The organism is Pseudomonas sp. NCHU5216 (assembly GCF_052156495.1).
Lineage (GTDB): Bacteria > Pseudomonadota > Gammaproteobacteria > Pseudomonadales > Pseudomonadaceae > Aquipseudomonas.
Genome location: NZ_JBQLIX010000003.1, coordinates 90,714 through 107,273 on the forward strand (window position 1 = coordinate 90,714; position 16,560 = coordinate 107,273).

The window sequence follows — 16,560 nt, forward strand, 5'->3', positions numbered from 1 at the left end:
AGTTCGCGCCCTGTCGCTCCCTCCGCTCTAGCCTCCGCTACACCACGCCATAAACCTGCTCTTCAGGCGATACATCCGCCTGGGCCTGCATCTGCGCCTTGTCCTTCATGCGTTCGGCGATTTCCGCCTCGACCGCCTTCTGCCTTTCCGGCGGCATGTCCTCGATGTCTTCTTCGGTCAGGCCCATGTCCTTGAGGATGCTGTCGCGCATCTTCTCGGCAGGCGACTTGGCCATGTAGGCCTGGAATTCCTGCAGGGCCTTGTCAGGTTCGTCGTTTTTGCTCGTGCCCAGGCCATTGCTCCAGACGCCACTTTCAGAGTGGTTATCCGCCGCTGCGTTCGAGGTGGTCTGCAGGCCGACGCGATAGCGCGCGAAGCCTTCGTCGCTGGCCTGCTGGGCCTGGTAGTCGCGTTCGGCATTGGCATCGACGGTGCGCGGCTGGGGCACGCTGGTCTGAGCGCCAAACAACGCGTCCTTCTGCTGCTCGTCACTGCGTTTGCCGGTCTTGAACTCCATCAGCGACAGGCTGCTGTGGCCTGCCACTCCCGCAATCGTGCTCATGATTGATCCTCGTGGATGAATTGCAGGTGCAACCCATCAACTCTCATGCCAGTCGAGATAATCATCGCAAGCTGTTGATTTGTCGGAAGTGCGAGAGGAAGGGAGAGGCATCAAGCTGCCGCCCGACGGCAATTGTCTGCCGTCGGGCGGCAAGGCTCAGCGCGCGCTGATCTGGCGGAAAGCGTCCAGGGTCAGGCGGGTCAGATCCACGGCGGAGAACTTGGTGAGAATGGCGTTGGCCCCCACCGCACGCGCCTTTTCGGTATTCATGGTGCTGTCGAGGGAGGTGTGCAGCAGCACGTAGGTGTCGGCGATATCGCTGCTGCGGCGAATTTCCTGCACCAGGCTGTAGCCGTCGATCTCGGGCATTTCGATGTCCGACACCAGCAACTCGAAGGGCATGCCGGCTTCGCGGTATTCATGTAGCTGTTCCAGCGCCGCCTGGCCGCTGCGCACGGCGGTGCAATCGAGGCCGAGCTGACGCAGCACGCTGACCGTCTGCTGCAACGCCACCGACGAGTCGTCGACGATCAGCACCCGTCGCCCCTGCAGCAGTTTCGCGTCCTGCGGCTCGAGCAGTTGCTCGGTGGGCGTATGGTCGTGCTCCGGGGTGATCTCGTGCAGCACCTTCTCGATATCCAGCACCTGCACGATATCGCCGTCGATCTGCACCACGCCGGTGATGAAGGCGCGGCTGCCCGCCCCTGCGGGTGGCGGGCGCACGTCACGGGTCGAGCACGGCACGATGCGCTCGACGTTCTTCACCAGCATGCCCTGACGGGAGCGATTGACTTCGGTGACGATCAGGCAGCCTTCGTCGTTCTCGCTGCTGACACCACGTTCACCGATGGCGGCGCCCAGATCGATGACGGTCAGGGTGAAGCCGCGCAACATGGCGATACCGCGAATGTTGGGGTGCCGGTTGGGCAGTTTGGTCAGCGGCGGGCAGTCGATGACTTCATTGACCTTGAGCAGGTTGATGCCGAGCAGCCTGCCGCTATGCAGACGAAAGAGCAAAAGCGATAGCGAGTCGCCGGTAACGAGCGTCATGGCTGATTCCTTGACTAGACATTCGACAGGATAAACCACCCAGCCGCATCACGCCGCAAGAGCGGGCGCGATACGGCCGTCGATCCTCAATCGATGCTCAGTTGCAGGGCAACCCGGCCACGGTTCGGGCAGGTTTCCATGTAACGATGCGCGGCGACGAAATCCTCGAAGGCGAAGACCTTGTCGATCACGGGTGTGAGCAATCGATCTGCCGTCATTTGGTTGATGTGCGTCAGCGCACGGGTTACGGCTTCGCTGTCGGGCTCGATGCCCAACTCCGGGCAGCCGGTGAAATCCAGCACGCAATGGCGGAAGAACTGCAGGTGCTTCTTGAACGCGGCGCAAGCCGGGAACGCCGTGTCATTGCCACCGTTGTTACCATACAGTATCAATTTGCCACGTGCTGCGGCGATATCACCGAGCAGTTTCATCTGCGGGCCGGCGCACTGGTCGAGAATCACCTCCACGCCCTTGCCTTCGGTATAGCGCTCCACCTCCAGCACCAGATCCTGTTCCTCGGTGACGATCACCTTGTCGGCGCCCAGGCCGCGCAGGAACTCGCGATCATCGGCCGAGCCGGTAGACACGATGACCTTGGCGCCCAGCACCTTGGCCAGTTGCACGGTCTGCGGGGCCAGGCAGTGGCTGGCCTCGGTGATCAGCACATGCTGCCCAGGCTTGAGCTGAGCCAGATCCATCAGCGCCAGGTAGCCGAACAGCAGCCCGGTGTAGTGCACGCTGGCCTCGACGGGGCTGAGCACCTCGGGGTAACGGGTCAGGGCATGGCTGGGCATCAGCACCAGATCACCCCAGGTCGGGTAACGGTTCGGCGTGCTCGCCGGGAAGCCGGCGACGGGGGTGCCCAGCTCGAAGGCGTCGACGCCCTCGCCCAGTGCGGCCACGGTACCGGCCAACTCGAAACCTGTGCCCGCTGGCAGGCGGGCCTGTTCGGCGGCCAGGTTCTGACGCCACATCACGTCCTTCCAACCAAGCCCGACGGCCTGAACGCGCACCAGCACCTCACCGGGGCCGGGCACGGGCGTCGGAACCTCTTCGTACTGGAGCACATCGGCATCGCCGAACTTATGAAAACGGATCATGCGGGACATCGCTTACCTCAACGCTCGATCGCGGCTTGACACTTCATTGAGTGGGGACTTTATCCGCTGTATGACACCGGCACTATCGGCTGCCATCGATAGTCGTCATGCCTGGCAGTGATTCGGCGCCTTTCAATCCGCCGTGCACTGACCTTACTATGCCCACGCACAGGCTCTCATTTGCAACGCAGTGCTGACAAGGCCAGTTTCCCTCGAATGGTATCCGAATGAATCGCAACGATCTGCGTCGCCTCGACCTGAACCTGCTGATCGTCTTCGAGACGCTGATGCACGAGCGCAGCGTGACGCGCGCCGCCGAGAAGCTGTTCCTGGGGCAACCGGCCATCAGCGCGGCGCTGGCGCGCCTGCGCACCCTGTTCGACGATCCGCTGTTCGTACGCACCGGCCGCAGCATGGAGCCGACCCCACGGGCGCAGGAGATCTTCGCCCTGCTCTCGCCGGCGCTGGACTCCATCTCCACGGCGGTCAGCCGCGCTGCCGACTTCGACCCGGCCACCAGCACTGCGGTTTTCCGCATCGGCCTCTCTGACGACGTCGAGTTCGCCCTGCTGCCAGCTCTGCTGCGCCGCCTGCGCGCCGAGGCGCCGGGCGTAGTGCTGGTGGTTCGCCGCACCAACTACCTGATGATGCCCGGCCTGCTGACCTCCGGCGAGATTTCCGTGGGCGTGGCCTACACCGACGAGTTGCCCGCCAACGCCAAGCGCAAGGTGCTGCGGCGCAGCAAGGCCAAGCTGCTGCGCGCCGATTCCATCCCCGGCGCGCTGAGCCTGGACGACTACTGCAACCGCCCCCATGCCCTGGTGTCCTTCGCCGGTGACCTGACCGGCTTCATCGATGACGAACTGGCCAAGCTCGGGCGCAAGCGCCATGTGGTGCTGGCCGTGCCGCAGTTCAATGGCCTGGGCACCTTGCTGGCGGAAACCGACATAGTCGCCAGCGTGCCGGACTACACCGCCGCCGCCCTGACCGCCGCTGGCGGTTTGCGTGCCGAGGATCTGCCGCTGCAGACGCAGACCTTCGAGCTGCACATGGCCTGGCGCGGCGCCCAGGACAACGACCCGGCCGAGCGCTGGCTGCGTTCGCGCATCCAGATGTTCTGTGGTGACCCGGATAGCCTGTAGCGCACCTCAGGCGCTACATTTCACCGATTGGCGAATGTCTCGGTGCATTACTGTTTTTAATGCAGGTTCGCTATTTATTAGCAAAATCGTCGAGAAGGTAGCCTTTCCGCGTCGAAGGGGTGCGATCGGCCTTTGAAGATCCGCTACCGCAACCGGATGAGGCGTGAGCGAAATCACCCGCGCCCGTGATGAATGAACCTTGATACCGGTGGCGCCCCATCAATCACAGCAGCACCGCAAACGCTCCATAATCATTGCCGGTGATATTGAACTTCATGGCGTTCGATTAGTCGCTCGCCGTGCCTCGCCGCAGACTCCGCCCATCCACAAATCCGACTGGCGGAGTCATCTATGGAACAGTTTCACAAGAACATCTGGATATTCCCCCTGGCCCTCGCCGGCGCTCTGCTGCTGAGCGGCTGCGAGCAAGCCCCGCAGGCCCAGGCGCAAATGCCGGCACCCAAGGTCAGTGTGGCCGAGGTCATCGAGCAACCGGTCAACGAGTGGGATGAGTTCACCGGCCACCTGGAAGCGCCGCAATCGGTGGAGATTCGTCCGCGCGTGTCCGGCTACATCGACCGCGTGGCCTTCGATGAAGGCAGCCTGGTGAAGAAAGGCGATCTGCTGTTCCAGATCGACCCGCGCCCCTTCCAGGCCGAGGTCAAGCGCCTCGAAGCGCAGTTGCAGCAGGCCCGCGCCAACCAGGCTCGCGCCGTCAACGAAGCCCGCCGTGGCGAACGTCTGCGCCAGAGCAACGCCATCTCCGCAGAACTGGCCGACGCCCGCGCCAGTGCCGCCAGCGAAGCGCAAGCACAGGTTGCGGCTATCCAGGCGGAGCTGGACAACGCCCGTCTCAATCTGGATTTCACCCGCATCACCTCGCCCATCGATGGCCGCGTAAGCCGCGCCGAAATCACCCGCGGCAACCTGGTCAACGCCGGTGAAAGCCTGCTGACCTCGGTGGTGTCCACCGACAAGGTCTACGCCTACTTCGACGCCGATGAGCGCGCCTTCCTCAAGTACACGGAACTGGCCCATGACGCCGGCACCGATGCCCGTGGCGCCAGCCCGGTGTACCTGGGTCTGTCCGACGAGGCCGGTCACCCGCATCTTGGCCAGCTGGACTTTCTCGACAACCAGGTCAACCCGCGCACTGGCACCATCCGTGGTCGCGCCGTGTTCGACAATCAGGACGGCCGTTTCACCCCGGGCCTCTACGCACGCCTGAAACTGGTGGGCAGCAAGCCCTATGCCGCCACCCTGATCAAGGACGAAGCGGTGGGCACCGATCTGGGCAAGAAGTATGTGCTGGTGCTCGGTGACGACAACACCGTGGCCTACCGCTCCATCGAACTGGGGCCGAAGCTCGAAGGCCTGCGCATCGTCCGCAGCGGCCTGAGCAAGGGCGAGAAGATCGTCGTCAACGGCCTGCAGCGCGCCATGCCCGGCGCCACCGTTGACCCGCAACCCGTGGCCATGGCCGATGCCGACACCCTGGCGCAACTGGCACGTATGCGTGAGGCCGCCGCCGAGAGCCAGTCACCCCGCCTTGCCGCCGAACGTACCGATATTCGCTCGCCGCGCGGCTGATCACGCCCGCGACTCAAGGACAGACCCATGAATTTCTCGCAATTCTTCATCCAGCGGCCGATCTTCGCCGCCGTGCTGTCGCTGCTGATCCTGATCAGCGGCGCCATCTCGCTGTTCCAGTTGCCGATCAGCGAATACCCGGAAGTGGTGCCGCCCACCGTGGTGGTACGTGCCAACTTCCCTGGCGCCAACCCCAAGGTGATCGGTGAGACCGTGGCCTCGCCGCTGGAGCAGGCCATCGTTGGCGTCGAAGGCATGCTCTACATGTCGTCGCAGTCGACCAACGACGGCAAGCTGACCCTGACCGTGACCTTCGCTCTGGGCACCGATCTGGACAACGCCCAGGTGCAGGTGCAGAACCGCGTCACCCGCACCATGCCGACGTTGCCCACCGAAGTGCAGCGCCTCGGCGTGACCGTGGACAAGGCCTCCCCCGACCTGACCATGGTGGTGCACCTGACCTCGCCGGATAACCGCTACGACATGCTCTACCTGTCCAACTACGCCGCGCTCAACGTCAAGGACGAGCTGGCGCGCCTGGACGGCGTGGGCGACGTGCAACTGTTCGGCATGGGCAACTACTCGCTGCGCGTCTGGCTGGATCCGAACAAGGTGGCCTCGCGTGGGCTGACCGCCAGCGATGTGGTCAACGCCATCCGCGAACAGAATCGCCAGGTTGCCGCCGGTGCCCTCGGCGCGCCGCCGTCGGATGCTGGCAACAGCTTCCAGTTGTCGATCAACACCCAGGGCCGCCTGGTCACCGAGGAAGAGTTCGAGAACATCATCATCCGCGCCGGCGAAGACGGCGAGATCACCCGTCTGCGCGATATCGCCCGGGTAGAGTTGGGCTCCAACCAGTACGCCCTGCGCTCGTTGCTGAACAACAAGCCAGCCGTGGCCATCCCGGTGTTCCAGCGCCCCGGCTCCAATGCCATCGCCATCTCCAACGAGGTGCGGGCACGCATGGCCGAGCTGAAGCAGAGCTTCCCGCAGGGCATGGACTACGAGATCGTCTACGACCCGACCATCTTCGTTCGCGGCTCCATCGAGGCAGTGGTGCACACCCTGCTCGAAGCCATCGTGCTGGTGGTGCTGGTGGTGATCCTGTTCCTGCAGACCTGGCGCGCCTCGATCATCCCGCTGGCCGCCGTGCCGGTGTCGTTGATCGGCACCTTCGCCGTGATGCACCTGTTCGGCTTCTCCCTCAATGCCCTGTCGCTGTTCGGCCTGGTGCTGGCCATCGGCATCGTGGTGGACGACGCCATCGTAGTGGTGGAGAACGTCGAGCGTAATATCGCTCTGGGCAAGTCGCCGGTCGAAGCCACGCGCCAAGCCATGAAGGAAGTCACCGGCCCCATCATCGCCACCGCCCTGGTGCTGTGCGCGGTGTTCGTGCCGACTGCGTTCATTTCCGGCCTCACCGGGCAGTTCTATCAGCAGTTCGCGCTGACCATCGCCATCTCCACGGTGATCTCGGCGATCAACTCGCTGACCCTGTCGCCGGCATTGGCTGCCGTGCTGCTGAAAGATCACCATGCTCCCAAGGATGGCTTCTCGCGCCTGCTCGACAAGCTGTTCGGTGGCTGGTTGTTCGGCCCGTTCAACCGCGTGTTCGACCGCGCCAGCCATGGCTACGTCGGCACCGTGCGCCGTGTGCTGCGCGGTAGCAGCATCGCCATGCTGGTCTACGGCGGCCTGCTGGTGCTCGGTTACCTGGGTTTCTCCAGTACCCCCACCGGCTTCGTGCCACAACAGGACAAGCAGTACCTGGTGGCCTTCGCCCAGTTGCCCGATGCCGCCACCCTCGACCGTACCGAAGCGGTGATCAAGCGCATGAGCGATATCGCTGCCAAGTACCCAGGCGTGGAGAACACCGTGTCCTTCCCCGGGCTGTCGATCAACGGCTTCACCAACAGCCCGAACAGCGGCATTGTTTTCGTCACGCTGAAGGACTTCGACCAGCGCAAGGATCCGTCCATGTCGGCCTCCGCCATCGCAGGCGCGCTCAACGGCCAGTTCAGCGAGATCCAGGACGCCTATATCGCCATCTTCCCGCCACCCCCGGTACAAGGCCTGGGCACTATCGGCGGCTTCCGCCTGCAGATCCAGGATCGCGGCAACCTGGGCTATGAGGAGCTGTACACGCAAACCCAGAACATCCTCAACAAGGCTCGCCAGTTGCCGGAGCTGAACCCCATGTCGGTGTTCACCAGCTATCAGGTCAACGTGCCACAGGTCGATGCCGTCATCGACCGCGAGAAGGCCAAGACCCATGGCGTGGCCATCGATGACATCTTCGACACCCTGCAGGTGTACCTGGGTTCGCTGTATGCCAACGACTTCAACCGCTTTGGCCGCACCTACCAGGTCAACGTCCAGGCCGACCAGCAGTTCCGTCTGGAGCCGGAGCAGATCGGCCAGCTCAAGGTGCGCAACAACCGTGGCGAGATGGTGCCGCTGTCCACCTTCGTCAAGGTGGATGACAGTTCGGGCCCGGATCGGGTGATGCACTACAACGGCTTCCTCACCGCCGAGATCAACGGTGCCGCCGCGCCGGGCTACAGCTCCGGCCAGGCCGAGGCCGCCATCGCCCGCCTGCTGGATCAGGAATTGCCCAACGGCATGACCTACGAGTGGACGGATCTGACCTACCAACAGATTCTCGCCGGCAACACCGCCGTGTTCATCTTCCCGCTTTGCGTGCTGCTGGCTTTCCTCGTGCTGGCTGCCCAGTACGAAAGCTGGAGTCTGCCGCTGGCGGTGATCCTGATCGTGCCGACCGTGCTGCTGTCGGCCATCACCGGGGTGATCCTGGCCGGTAGCGACAACAACATCTTTACCCAGATCGGCCTGATCGTACTGGTGGGCCTGGCGTGCAAGAACGCCATCCTCATCGTCGAGTTCGCCAAGGAGAAACAGGAAGAAGGCCTCGATCGCGTCGCTGCAGTGCTGGAAGCCTGCCGCCTGCGTCTGCGTCCGATCCTGATGACCTCCATCGCCTTCATCATGGGCGTGGTGCCGCTGGTGCTCTCCTCCGGCGCCGGTGCCGAGATGCGCCATGCCATGGGCGTGGCGGTGTTCAGCGGGATGATTGGCGTGACCTTCTTCGGCCTGCTGCTGACGCCGGTGTTCTACGTGCTGATCCGCGCCTTCGTGGAGAAACGCCAAGCGCGCAAAGTCGCCCGCCTGCAGGAGGTGCACGCATGAAGGCCTTTACTCCCGCCCTGCTCGCCCTGGCCCTGTCGGCCTGCGCTGTAGGCCCTGACTATCGCGCACCCGAAACCGACCCGGCGCGCATTGCCGCGCTGGAGGCCGGCGACTACGACCGCACCCGCTTCGAGGCGGCCTGGTGGCAGCAGTTCGACGACCCGACGCTGAACCAGTTGGTGCAGCGCTCGCTGGCCGACAACCGTGAACTGCGCGTGGCCTTCAGCCGCCTGCGCGCGGCGCGGGCCATTCGCGATGACGTGGCCAACGATCGTTTCCCCACCGTCACCAGCCGTGCCAGTGGCGAATTCGGCAAGGCCCAGCAGCCACCGACCACCGAGCAGCGCGTGCGTCAGGAGCGCTACGACCTGGGCCTGGACACGGCCTGGGAGCTCGACCTGTTCGGCCGCATCCAGCGCCAACTGGAGGCTAGCGAAGCGCGCATCGAGGTGGCCGAGGCCGACTACTACCAGATTCAGGTCAGCCTGATCGCCGAGCTGGTGGATGCCTACGGCACCTTGCGCGGCGCGCAGCTACGTGAACACATCGCCCTGGAAAACCTGAAGAACCAGCAGGAATCGCGTGCCATCACCGAACAGTTGCGCGATGCCGGTATCGGCAGCGAGCTGGACGTGCTGCGCGCCGATGCCCGCCTGGCGGCGGTGGAAGCCAGCGTGCCGCAGTTGCAGGCACAGCAGGTACGGGCGCGCAACCGCATCGCCACCCTGCTCGGCCAGCGCCCGGAGCAACTGGAGGTGGATCTGTCGCCCAAGCCGCTGCCAGCCATCGCCAAGGCTCTGCCGATTGGCAACCCGGCCGAGCTGCTGCGCCGACGCCCGGACGTGCAGGCCGCTGAGCGGCAACTGGCGGCAGCCACCGCCGAAGTCGGCGTGGCCACGGCCGACCTGTTCCCACGGGTGAGTTTGTCGGGCTTTCTCGGCTTTACCGCCGGGCGCGGCTCGCAACTGGGCGCCTCGGCCGCACGGGCCTGGGCCGTGGCACCGAGCATAAGCTGGGCCGCATTCGACCTGGGCAGCGTGCGCGCACGTCTGCGCGGTGCCGAAGCCGAGGCCGACGGTGCCCTGGCGCAGTACGAGCAACAGGTGCTGCTGGCGCTGGAAGAGTCGGAGAACGCCTTCAGCGATTACGGCAAGCGCCAGCAACGCCTGATCGCTCTGGTACGACAGGTCGAAGCCAGCCGTGCGGCGGCGCAGCAGGCGGCGATTCGTTACCGCGAAGGCACCGTGGACTTCCTCGTGCTGCTCGATGCCGAGCGCGAGCGCCTGGCCGCCGAAGACGCCCAGGCGGCGGCCGAGGTGGAGCTATACAGCGGCATCGTCGCCATCTACAAGGCGCTGGGTGGCGGCTGGCAGCCACAGGCCTGAAGTCTCTCTCCTGGGAGCGGCTCAGCTCCGCCGCTCCTTTAGCCCCGGGCGCGCATTGCGTGCTCGGGGCTTTTTTATGGCGCTTCGCAGTTGGAATGCTTGTATTGGGTGTGAGCCGTGGTGCCGAACTCGGCATGGCCCGGCGGACTGTTCGCTTAGGCTCCTGAGTCCGCCCTACGGCTGCCCCCCCATCAAGCACACAGAGTCGCGGGGCATCGGGCCATGGCCTATCGCGAATGAGCTCGCTCCTACACAGGGGCAGCGTTCACTCCGTCTGGTCGCACTCGACGCGGTTGCGCCCCCGTTGCTTGGCCCGGTACAAGGCGGCATCGGCCCGCTCCAGAAGCTGCTGCCGATCATGCTGCGGCGTGGCCTGCATGACCGCCACGCCGATGCTCAGGGTGACCTGACCATAGGGCGAGCCGCTGTGCGGCAGATTCAGGGCGCGCACCGCCGCGATCAGCTGCTCGGCCCGCTGCAGCGCACCGGCCAGATCGGTCATGGGCGCGAGAAAGACGAACTCCTCACCACCATAACGGGCGACGAAATCCGTCGAGCGGCCAAGTGTCGCTTCCAGCGCCTGGGCAATCTGGCGCAGGCAGGCATCCCCCAGCGGGTGGCCGTAGAGGTCGTTGTAGGGCTTGAACCAGTCCACGTCCAGAACGGCCAGAGCCAACGGCGTGGCATTGCGTTGGGCCTGATGCCATTGCTGAGCGAGCATGGCATCGAACTGCCGACGGTTGCCGATGCCCGTCAGCGCATCGGTCATGCTCAGGTTTTCCAGGCGTTGATTGAGCACCTGCAGCTCTTGTGTGCGTTCTTGCACACGCTGCTCCAGCTCACGTTCGGAGCGCTGCAGGCTGTCCACCAGTTGCTCCTGAGCCTGCAGCAGTTGCGCCTGGGCCCGCATCTTTTCCTGGCGCATGACGTTGATACGGTCGGCCAGGGCGAAGGCCAGCAGGAGCATTTCCAGCGATGAGCCCAGTTGCAGGCCGTCGACCGTAAACACGTTGGTCGGCAGGATGCCCATGGCGCGCAACGTGGTGCTGGCCCCGCCGAGTATCAGCAGGCCAAAGGCGGCGAGAAAGAAATAGGCGCTGCGCTGCCGTTTCAGGGCACAGGCGACGGCAATGGCGATCATCATCAGCGCTGTCAGCAGGTTGAGCACGATGGCCACCCGGGACACCTGAGGCAAGGCCAGGGCGTAGATCAGTGGCGAGACCAGATACAGGGCGATCATCGCCAGCAGCAGACGGTCGCCCCAGGGCAGCAAACGCGGGGTCTGCAGCATCTGCCGCATGAACAGCATCAGCGCGCACAAGGCCAGCGACGCGCTGCTGTAGTAGGCGACATTGGAGTTGAGCGTGAAGCCGAACAGGCTCCAGTCCGGCGCCATGCCGTTCTTGATGGTCAAAAGGCCCACGGCGCTGAGCACGAAAGTCACGTACAGCAGGTAGATGCGCTCGCGCAGGGCGATGAACAACATCAGGTTGAACAGGATCATCGCCACCGCGATGCCCATGTAACCACTGCGTGCCATGTAGTCATCACGCTCGTAGGCTTGAAAGGCTTGCGGCGACCAGAGTTGCAACGGCACCAGCAGTCCGATGCTCGACTGCACGCGCAGGTAGATCACCTGCTGCGAGCGCGCCGGCAGTGCGACCGGGAAGACGAAATTGCGATTGTCGTAGGCCTTGGTGGTGAATGGCCGGTCGGCACCGGTCAACCAGCCGCGATAACCACCCTGCCCGTCCGGAATGTAGGCATCGACCTGGGAGATACGCGGGTTGTCCACCACCAACAGGCGCGTGAACGGCACATCGCTGGAATTGCCGAGTACCAGGCGAAACCAGTAGGCCGAACGGGTGAAGCCCAGAGCAAAGGATGCGCCGCTGCCTTGCTGGTAACGGAAGCGGCCCTCCTGCGCAGCGGCGCGCACTTCCTTCAGGGTCAAGGCCTGAGAGGGATCCTCCAGCATGCCGACATGGCGAGTCAGCGACACTGGCGCATCGCCAAGTTGCCCCCCATCCACAGGCAGCACATCGCCCAGCGCTGGCCATGACAGCAGCAGCCACAGCAACAGCCAGGCGAAGCGAAAACGGCGATCGATCTTCATGGGTGGCCAACGATGGGCGCGCGCAGCAGGCACTGCTCGTAGAGAAGCAAGGAAGAGCGGAGTCTACAAGACAAGCTCAGAAGCTGCCAAAACACGCGGGTCAAGGCGACGCCAACCGGTGCTCATGCGCGTGCCGCCGGTAAGCGCTGGCGGCAGAAGCCTTCGACCACGAGGTAGGTCAGCGGGCCGATGGAAACGAAGATGACAGTCAGGGCCAGGTAAGGCAGGACGGAAAGCCACGAACGCCCCTTGGCGCGTGCATCGCGATACATCCAGCATATGGCCAGCGCTGCCATCAGGTAGAGATCGATGACGACTTGCGCGGTATCCGGGCGCGACAGCAGTTGCAGACCGAAAGCCAGCAGCGACTGTTCGGTAACCGCCATGCTCCAGGCGGTATAGAGCGCAAAGGTCAGCAGGGTGACGAGCGCAAGGTAAGGTCGGTTCATGAGCGGCTCCTGAGCGATGGTGCCAGCAAATTAGTGATAGGCTCGCCTCTCGTTCAATGACCTCTGAGGTCATGGACGACGCCTCGCCCGAACTGCCAGAGTCCGTGCATGAACGCCCACCTTCCGCCACGAACGCCTGCCCTTGCCCCTGCTGGCTTGCAACTGCGCCAGTTGCGTCGCCAGGCCGGCCTCAGCCAACTCAATCTGGGGCTGATCTGCGGCATTTCCCAGCGCCACCTGAGCTGCATCGAAACCGGCCGCGCCAGGCCCAGCCCCGCGACTCTGCACGCCTTGCTGATGGCCCTGGAAGCTCCGCTGGAGCAATGCAACAGCCTGTTTCTGGCTGCCGGTTACGCGCCGCGCTATGGCACGTCACCGCTCGAGGCGCAGTCGCTCGCCGCCATTCGAGACGCCATCGGCCATATCCTGCACGCCAACAATCCGGCCCCGGCGATAGTGCTGGGCAGCCAATGGCAGGTATTGGCTGCCAATGCCAGCACGGCGGCACTGTTCGACTTGCTGGGACTGTCGGCAGATAGCGCCGATGAACTCAACCTGCTGGTCACCCTGTTGCAACCAGGCGGCCTGGGGGATCACCTGGTCAATGCCGATGAGATCCGCGCCCTCGCCTGGCAGCGCGCCTCACGTGAAGCACTGCAAGATCCCGAGCTGGCCAGACTGCTGGCAGGTTTACCGGCACCTTGCGCGCCGGCCGCAGTGCACGACGAACTTCCACCATTGGTGATGACGCGCATCGACTCACCCGAGGGGCCTTTGAGTTTTCTCTCCACCTTCACCACCTTTGGCATGCCGCTGGATATCACGGTGGCGTCGCTACGTATCGAGCACCTGATCCCGGCTGACCCACATACCTGGCGGGTCATGACCCAGGCGTACGAACGCTCGCAGGCTGCCCCGGCCTGAATGCACACCCAGCCAAAGACCTGCCGACTTCGGAATCAGCCATGACCCCCGACCAGATCGCCACCTTCTGCCTGAACCTGCCCGGTGCCCGCGAAGACTTCAAGTGGGGCAGCAACCGCGTGTTTTCCATCGCGGGCAACAAGATGTTCGCCATCCTCGATTTTCTCGGCGAGGATCTGGCCTTCAAGGTCGACAGCGAGCTGTTCCTGGGTTACGTGGATCGCCCCGGCATTCGCCCTGCGCCCTACCTGGCGCGCGCACACTGGATCAGCATGAGTGCCCGGCAGTTGCCTCTGGGCGAGGCGGAATTGCGCCAATTGCTCACCCGCTCCCATCAGTTGGTGGTGCGCCGCCTGCCCAAACGCTTGCAACCGGGGCTGCTGCTATAGAGGTGGCATCTGCAGGCGGATGACTCGCCGCTGCTGCAGGCTGACCGGCGACTCGAAGGCCTGGTGGTAGTACTGCCTGGCCAGACGACTTATCAACCCCGTGCGCTGTGCCTGCGGCAACAGTTCCTGCAACAAGCGATGCAGTTCCGGGCGTGCCGGCGAGACATAGAGAATGTGATCCTGTGCATAGGTGAACAGCAGGTTCCGCTCTACCTCCAGGTCGACATGCTGCTTCCATTCCAGCGCCATCTCGTGGGCGCCACGGGGCAGATAGTCGATCCGCCGCGTCGGCGACGCCACCATGCGGTAGAGCCGCTTCCAGTCACCGTCGATGCTCACCACCGGCAGGCCATTGCTTTCCCAGATGGCTCTGTCCGCCCAGGCCGTGCCCATGCCCGCCACCCGCTGCAGGCGGCGGAAATCCTCCAGGCTGTGCACCGGGTCGTACAGCGCCTGGCTGCCCTTGGGGATAAACAGGATGCGTTGATTGACCAGATTGTCGGTGATATCCACCCTTACCGGCAGAAACCTGCGATTGCGTTCGGCCGTCGGCCCGAGGATCAGCGCGCTGATGTCTCCACGTTGCAGCATGAGTTCCAGGCGCTTCATCGGTAGGTCGACAAGCTCCCGCACCTCGACGGCATGCCCGCCCAAGGCCAAGGTCTGCTCGAGCACGAGCCGAGTATAGGCCAGCGACTCGGGCGTACCGCCCAGGGTCAGTTGCACCCCGGCAGCGGCCTGCGCGGAGCCTGCGAGCCAGCCCAGCAGACACAGACCCAGCGCCCGTAAACCGGTCGCGAGACGTGGTCTGGCAATGGCTGCACCGAGGTTTCTCATTGTTCGCATGACACCTTGCTCTCGCCAGGCTGGCGGATCCGGGGCGTCAACATAGTCGCTTACCGCGGTTTCATGCCAGCGAGCCTTGCAACCTGTGCGGTTACTGGAGGGGTAACGGAATGTAGCGAGCGAGGTAGGCACCATCGAGCCACAGAAGATCGATCCAGAACACTTGATGTGCGGCGATGATCAGCCAGAACGGTATCTGGTAGGAAAGCTTGCGCGTCTTGTGGCGAAACACCTGTTGCGCCAGCAGAGCGCCCGGCCAGCCACCGGCCAGTTCGACCAGATGCAGGGTCTGCTCCGGTGTACGCCGCCGGCCCTGCTGGGCACTGCGTTTGTCCTGCCAGTACTGCACGAAGCTCAGCGCACTGGCCAGCAGGTAGAGCGGCAATACCCACCACAGGGCACCGCCCAGTTGCAGCAGCGCACCCACCAGCGGCAACGCACAAAGCGACAGGAACAGCACGGCCTTGGCGCCGAAATGCTGAATCGTGCCTTCGCCCTGCTGCCGTCGCGTACTCCGAGAGCCCTTGCCTGGCTCGCGACTGCCAACCGTCTGCCTGGCTGCCGGCTTACGGCGAATGGCCTGGCGATCCAGACTCAATTCACCCGCCAGACGCATGTGCTCGGCGCGCGGCCTGCCCTGCGGGTCACGCCCCTCGATATAGAACACCTCATCCCCTGCCTGGGGACGGCGCTCCCCACGCATCACCGAGATATGGGCGAACAGCTCGGCACCGCCACCCTGCGGCTGGATGAAACCAAAGCCCTTGGCGTCGTCCCAGCGTTGCAGACGCCCCTTGCGCTCATTGCCGATCACGGTTGCGCGGTGCTCCAGTCGATCAGGTGCAATTGCCAGGTGGCCAGGATCACCAGGCCGAAGGCGATGCGGTACCAGGCGAACACGGCGTAGCTGTGGTTGGCGATGAACCTGAGCAAGACGCGCACGGTGATCATCGCCACGATGAAGGTGGTGACGAACCCAATGGCGAAGATCGGCAGGTCGTCGAGGTGCAGGATGTCACGGTACTTGAACAGCGAGTAGACCGTGGCCGCCACCATGGTCGGCATCGCCAGGAAGAAGGAGAACTCGGTGGCCGCCTTGCGCGACAGGCCGAACACCAGGCCGCCGATGATGGTCGCGCCGGAGCGCGAGGTGCCAGGAATCAGCGCCAGGCACTGGGCGAAACCAACCTTCAGGGCCAGCTTCCAGTTCATGTCATCCACCGTTTCGGCCTTGGTCGCATGCTCGCGCTTCTCCGCCCAGAGCATGATCAACCCACCGACGATCAGCGCCGTGGCCACCGTGATCGGGTTGAACAGCCAATGCTCGATCAGATCGGCGAAGGCCAGGCCGAAGATCACTGCCGGAATGAACGCCAGCAGCAGGTTGAAGGTGAACCGCTGAGCCTTGCGCTCGCGCGGCAGGCCCACGACCACGCCGAGCACGCGGGCACGGAACTCCCACATCACGGCCAGAATGGCACCGAGCTGAATGATGATCTTGAATGCCGTGGCCGTCTGGCCGTTGAAGCCCAGCAGGTCGCCTACCACGATCAGGTGGCCAGTGCTGGAAATCGGCAAGAACTCGGTAAGCCCCTCGACTACGCCCAGAATCAGGGCCTGAAAGGCCATCCAGATATCCATTGACTCCCCCAAGAAATACGGCAATGCGCTGCTTTGAATTTTTCCCGCCCCTGGGACAGACGCGTTATGGAGAGGTTCCTGCGTATCAGGGGCTGCTTTCGACCGGGCGAGATGCTATCAGACAAAGGTCGCGAAGGCGGCAGCCTTATGCCGATAGCG

General features: G+C 64.0%; 14 protein-coding genes. 6 read left to right on the forward strand and 8 right to left on the reverse strand.

Annotation, left to right across the window (positions count from 1 at the left end; translation table 11 throughout):
- Positions 1-37: 37 nt before the first annotated feature.
- The 3 genes from ACSVIK_RS03520 to ACSVIK_RS03530 form a co-directional block, all read right to left on the reverse strand.
- Complete coding sequence (locus ACSVIK_RS03520; protein ID WP_442442994.1) at positions 38-562, reverse strand: hypothetical protein; 525 nt, start codon at positions 560-562, stop codon at positions 38-40.
- Positions 563-718: 156 nt separating this feature from the next.
- Complete coding sequence (locus ACSVIK_RS03525; RefSeq protein ID WP_442442995.1) at positions 719-1,612, reverse strand: chemotaxis protein CheV; 894 nt, start codon at positions 1,610-1,612, stop codon at positions 719-721.
- Positions 1,613-1,698: 86 nt separating this feature from the next.
- Entirely contained in the window at positions 1,699-2,721 is a 1,023-nt protein-coding gene (locus ACSVIK_RS03530; RefSeq protein ID WP_442442996.1) for a zinc-dependent alcohol dehydrogenase family protein, read from the reverse strand.
- A 218-nt stretch (positions 2,722-2,939) separates the two neighbouring features.
- On the opposite strand from ACSVIK_RS03530, the gene ACSVIK_RS03535 reads away from it, so the two are divergent.
- The 4 genes from ACSVIK_RS03535 (at position 2,940) to ACSVIK_RS03550 (ending at position 10,036) form a co-directional block, all read left to right on the forward strand.
- Positions 2,940-3,854, forward strand: a complete 915-nt coding sequence (locus tag ACSVIK_RS03535) for a LysR family transcriptional regulator (RefSeq protein WP_442442997.1) — start codon at positions 2,940-2,942, stop codon at positions 3,852-3,854.
- Between the two features lie 351 nt (positions 3,855-4,205).
- Positions 4,206-5,444, forward strand: a complete 1,239-nt coding sequence (gene mexE / locus ACSVIK_RS03540) for a multidrug efflux RND transporter periplasmic adaptor subunit MexE (protein WP_442442998.1) — start codon at positions 4,206-4,208, stop codon at positions 5,442-5,444.
- Between the two features lie 27 nt (positions 5,445-5,471).
- Positions 5,472-8,651, forward strand: a complete 3,180-nt coding sequence (locus ACSVIK_RS03545) for an efflux RND transporter permease subunit (RefSeq protein ID WP_442442999.1) — start codon at positions 5,472-5,474, stop codon at positions 8,649-8,651.
- Entirely contained in the window at positions 8,648-10,036 is a 1,389-nt protein-coding gene (locus ACSVIK_RS03550) for an efflux transporter outer membrane subunit (protein WP_277374763.1), read from the forward strand. The genes ACSVIK_RS03545 and ACSVIK_RS03550 overlap by 4 nt, the downstream gene beginning before the upstream one ends.
- 265 nt (positions 10,037-10,301) lie before the next feature.
- On the opposite strand, the gene ACSVIK_RS03555 is transcribed toward ACSVIK_RS03550, so the two are convergent.
- Positions 10,302-12,152, reverse strand: coding sequence for a sensor domain-containing diguanylate cyclase (locus ACSVIK_RS03555; RefSeq protein ID WP_442443000.1), 1,851 nt, complete (start codon positions 12,150-12,152; stop codon positions 10,302-10,304).
- 122 nt (positions 12,153-12,274) lie between these two features.
- Positions 12,275-12,601 (reverse strand): DUF2834 domain-containing protein, encoded by a 327-nt coding sequence (locus tag ACSVIK_RS03560; protein ID WP_442443001.1) that lies wholly within the window; start codon positions 12,599-12,601, stop codon positions 12,275-12,277.
- Between the two features lie 108 nt (positions 12,602-12,709).
- On the opposite strand from ACSVIK_RS03560, the gene ACSVIK_RS03565 reads away from it, so the two are divergent.
- Together ACSVIK_RS03565 and ACSVIK_RS03570 are read left to right on the forward strand one after the other, a co-directional pair.
- On the forward strand, positions 12,710-13,525 hold the full coding sequence (locus ACSVIK_RS03565) for an MmyB family transcriptional regulator (RefSeq protein ID WP_442443002.1): 816 nt from the start codon (positions 12,710-12,712) through the stop codon (positions 13,523-13,525).
- A gap of 41 nt (positions 13,526-13,566) precedes the next feature.
- Positions 13,567-13,914 carry an MmcQ/YjbR family DNA-binding protein gene (locus tag ACSVIK_RS03570; protein WP_442443003.1) on the forward strand — a complete coding sequence of 116 codons (348 nt, stop codon included), beginning with the start codon at positions 13,567-13,569 and terminating at the stop codon, positions 13,912-13,914.
- Here ACSVIK_RS03570 and ACSVIK_RS03575 read toward each other — a convergent pair.
- The 3 genes from ACSVIK_RS03575 to ACSVIK_RS03585 form a co-directional block, all read right to left on the reverse strand.
- The gene (locus ACSVIK_RS03575) at positions 13,909-14,751 is read right to left on the reverse strand and encodes a hypothetical protein (RefSeq protein ID WP_442443004.1); all 843 of its coding nucleotides are present in this window, start codon (positions 14,749-14,751) and stop codon (positions 13,909-13,911) included. The genes ACSVIK_RS03570 and ACSVIK_RS03575 overlap by 6 nt on opposite strands.
- A gap of 100 nt (positions 14,752-14,851) precedes the next feature.
- Complete coding sequence (locus ACSVIK_RS03580) at positions 14,852-15,574, reverse strand: DUF1294 domain-containing protein (protein ID WP_442443005.1); 723 nt, start codon at positions 15,572-15,574, stop codon at positions 14,852-14,854.
- The gene (locus ACSVIK_RS03585) at positions 15,571-16,401 is read right to left on the reverse strand and encodes an undecaprenyl-diphosphate phosphatase (RefSeq protein WP_442443006.1); all 831 of its coding nucleotides are present in this window, start codon (positions 16,399-16,401) and stop codon (positions 15,571-15,573) included. Before ACSVIK_RS03585 ends, ACSVIK_RS03580 begins: the two co-directional genes overlap by 4 nt.
- Between the last annotated feature and the right edge of the window lie 159 nt (positions 16,402-16,560).

Coding starts and splice junctions, on each gene's coding strand:
- ACSVIK_RS03570 (WP_442443003.1), top strand. CDS start 13,567: ATGACCCCCGACCAGATCGCCACCTTCTGCCTGAACCTGCCCGGTGCC.
- ACSVIK_RS03555 (WP_442443000.1), bottom strand. CDS start 12,152: ATGAAGATCGATCGCCGTTTTCGCTTCGCCTGGCTGTTGCTGTGGCTG.
- ACSVIK_RS03565 (WP_442443002.1), top strand. CDS start 12,710: ATGAACGCCCACCTTCCGCCACGAACGCCTGCCCTTGCCCCTGCTGGC.
- ACSVIK_RS03550 (WP_277374763.1), top strand. CDS start 8,648: ATGAAGGCCTTTACTCCCGCCCTGCTCGCCCTGGCCCTGTCGGCCTGC.
- ACSVIK_RS03545 (WP_442442999.1), top strand. CDS start 5,472: ATGAATTTCTCGCAATTCTTCATCCAGCGGCCGATCTTCGCCGCCGTG.
- ACSVIK_RS03585 (WP_442443006.1), bottom strand. CDS start 16,401: ATGGATATCTGGATGGCCTTTCAGGCCCTGATTCTGGGCGTAGTCGAG.
- ACSVIK_RS03535 (WP_442442997.1), top strand. CDS start 2,940: ATGAATCGCAACGATCTGCGTCGCCTCGACCTGAACCTGCTGATCGTC.
- ACSVIK_RS03530 (WP_442442996.1), bottom strand. CDS start 2,721: ATGTCCCGCATGATCCGTTTTCATAAGTTCGGCGATGCCGATGTGCTC.
- ACSVIK_RS03525 (WP_442442995.1), bottom strand. CDS start 1,612: ATGACGCTCGTTACCGGCGACTCGCTATCGCTTTTGCTCTTTCGTCTG.
- ACSVIK_RS03575 (WP_442443004.1), bottom strand. CDS start 14,751: ATGAGAAACCTCGGTGCAGCCATTGCCAGACCACGTCTCGCGACCGGT.
- ACSVIK_RS03560 (WP_442443001.1), bottom strand. CDS start 12,601: ATGAACCGACCTTACCTTGCGCTCGTCACCCTGCTGACCTTTGCGCTC.
- mexE (WP_442442998.1), top strand. CDS start 4,206: ATGGAACAGTTTCACAAGAACATCTGGATATTCCCCCTGGCCCTCGCC.
- ACSVIK_RS03520 (WP_442442994.1), bottom strand. CDS start 562: ATGAGCACGATTGCGGGAGTGGCAGGCCACAGCAGCCTGTCGCTGATG.